This window comes from Okeania hirsuta (assembly GCF_003838195.1).
In the GTDB taxonomy this organism is placed as follows: domain Bacteria; phylum Cyanobacteriota; class Cyanobacteriia; order Cyanobacteriales; family Microcoleaceae; genus Okeania; species Okeania hirsuta.
Map to the genome: position 1 here is coordinate 1 of NZ_RCBY01000519.1, position 2,112 is coordinate 2,112.

Below are 2,112 nucleotides of genomic sequence, written 5' to 3' on the forward strand. Positions count from 1 at the left end.
ATGAGCTTCCTCCCAAAAACGCCAATCTGGCTCCCATTTGGGATCGCTTTTTACTAAGGCTGGAGATGGGAAACATCAAGCAGTTTGGGAATTTCCTTACTATGATCACAGATGTGAAGGATGTGTATGAAGACGATATTTCAGAGAAACTAAAACTCAGCAATCGTGAGCTGGACGAATGGAGTAGCCTCATCGATAAAGTAGAAGTAGGTCCGGAAGTGTTGAATACTATTCAAGTAGTAAAGGTCAAAATCGAAGAGCATAATGTCCCATCATCATCAATGACAGAAGGTGGAAAAAAATGATCCGCCTGATGCGTAGCTCAGCTTTCCTGAATGGTCGAAACAAGGTAGACCTCATGGATTGCTTCCTCATGAATCATTGCCTGTGGAGCATTCCCGATCATCAACAGATCATACGAGACATTCTGGCAGACGCAATTGCCAAACACGGCTACACCATGGCGGTCAATTTATCCGCTTTGAAAAAGGAAGTACAGGAGTTTCAGCAAGAAGTGGAAAAGGAAATCCGCATCCCTAATACCCGAACCGTAGAGAAGCTCATTCCGGTAGAAGACGAATACTTTCGACTGGATAAGCAAGACAATAAATTTCAGGGCAGCCTGGTAAAAATCGATCAATACCGAACACTTTCCATAGATGAACCAAGTGTTACCAATTTTTTTGACGAACAAAAAAACCTGGTCAACAAAATCATGGCCGCCAAAGGAAAAGTCGAGAACAGCATCGAGGTTCACCACAATTCGGCTACCATCGTCTACCGACTGGAAACCCGCTTAATTGAAAAAACCGAATACCTCAGTAAAAAACCCCACGACATCGTTCAGAAATTCTGGGACGAGCGCTTTCAACAGCTCAACGCTTTCATTAGCCAACAGCTGGAAAACATGAAAGAAAACCAGCCCGTAGAGATTGATGCCCTGGACCAAAACCTATTTGTCGATCCTGAATTTGCTGAGATTGTAAAGAAGAATTTTGAGGAAGTGAGAAGTCATTTGCAGCAGCTTCAACTGAGTCTGGAGAAACTGCAATTTGCTTACACCAATGTTTAGCCTATAATCTGGATTCGAAGTGGCCGTACAGGAAATTGAAAAAGAGCTGGAACAGGAATACAAACGCTTCATTGAGTTTGGGAATCTGCTGGACAGGCGGAGGCGTACCTACATTATCCAGTACCTCCAGAACAAATTCGACCCTCACAAGCACATCATTCCCAGCCTCAAGGAACAATACTACGAATACTTCCAACTGCGCTCAACAAGGTCAGCCGAACGGCTTCTTCTCGCTCATACAGGCCTTGGCACAATTGTTCGAGCAGCTCCTTTACTTTCTGGTGTACGCTTATGGCTTTTTCCAAAGTCTTTTCCATATCAATAAGAAGGCAATTTTGCTAAAATATGTTTAAAGATTGCGCGTTTTCCCGAAGATTTGGGGAAAGAATATCAGAGATAGGAGGTTTAGGCCAGCTGGGTTCTGAAAAGTGGGACGTAGGTGCGGGAAACCGGAACCTCCTGATCGCAATCGCTGAGCGTTAGGAGGAGGCCTTGTGCGTTGCCGGAAGCGGAAAGGATGCTGGCACGGTTAACGAGAAAGGATCTGTGCGAACGGACAATGGAACTCCCCTCCAATTGATCGAGGATATTTTTCAGCGTTGCTCGTTCGGTTTTCTTTTTTATGCTACCTGAATTATCTACATAAACTAAGCTTACATAGTTCTGCAATCCCTGTATGTAGCGAATCTGGCTACTTGGAATGTCAAATAGCAATTTGTCTTCTTCATTTGCCCTCGGAACCTTAACAGATTCTCTTTGATTCAGATGCTCAGCAATGCCTATAACTTCCTTTCCTGCTGCCATACGATAAATGCTCCCAGAACGGTGATGGGAATAATGCCGATCATTAAGGTGCCGTAGAGCATAGCAGGGTAGAGGTCCCATTGAATAAATCCAAAGAAAACCCAGCGTGCATACAGGAAATTGACAAGGCTTATGACGAACATGATGCCCAGGTTGTTGAGCATCCATTTCCCCAGTGTCCATTTCCCCAATTCTCCTTTGAGCTTCAATACCCTGCCTACGATGAATTCATAGAT

The 2,112-nt window shown here is 44.3% G+C and carries 5 protein-coding genes; 3 read left to right on the forward strand and 2 right to left on the reverse strand.

Going from position 1 to position 2,112, the window contains the following annotated elements; genetic code table 11:
• The 3 genes from D5R40_RS36700 to D5R40_RS32440 all read left to right on the forward strand — a co-directional run.
• Positions 1–305: hypothetical protein (locus tag D5R40_RS36700; protein WP_205127828.1), on the forward strand; the 305-nt coding region annotated here is incomplete at its 5' end.
• The gene (locus D5R40_RS32435; protein ID WP_124155843.1) at positions 302–1,072 is read left to right on the forward strand and encodes a hypothetical protein; all 771 of its coding nucleotides are present in this window, start codon (positions 302–304) and stop codon (positions 1,070–1,072) included. The genes D5R40_RS36700 and D5R40_RS32435, both read left to right, overlap by 4 nt.
• Positions 1,073–1,091: 19 nt before the next feature.
• On the forward strand, positions 1,092–1,397 hold the full coding sequence (locus tag D5R40_RS32440; RefSeq protein ID WP_124155844.1) for a hypothetical protein: 306 nt from the start codon (positions 1,092–1,094) through the stop codon (positions 1,395–1,397).
• A gap of 80 nt (positions 1,398–1,477) precedes the next feature.
• Here D5R40_RS32440 and D5R40_RS32445 read toward each other — a convergent pair whose 3' ends face one another.
• Together D5R40_RS32445 and D5R40_RS36705 are read right to left on the reverse strand one after the other, a co-directional pair.
• On the reverse strand, positions 1,478–1,876 hold the full coding sequence (locus D5R40_RS32445) for a LytR/AlgR family response regulator transcription factor (RefSeq protein WP_161565169.1): 399 nt from the start codon (positions 1,874–1,876) through the stop codon (positions 1,478–1,480).
• Positions 1,852–2,112, reverse strand: a 261-nt coding sequence (locus tag D5R40_RS36705) for a hypothetical protein (RefSeq protein ID WP_205127829.1), incomplete at its 5' end; no start/stop codon positions are given. The genes D5R40_RS36705 and D5R40_RS32445, both read right to left, overlap by 25 nt.

Excerpts from the sequence above, each read along its gene's own strand:
- D5R40_RS32435 (WP_124155843.1), top strand. The coding sequence starts at position 302 with ATGATCCGCCTGATGCGTAGCTCAGCTTTCCTGAATGGTCGAAACAAG.
- D5R40_RS32445 (WP_161565169.1), bottom strand. The coding sequence starts at position 1,876 with ATGGCAGCAGGAAAGGAAGTTATAGGCATTGCTGAGCATCTGAATCAA.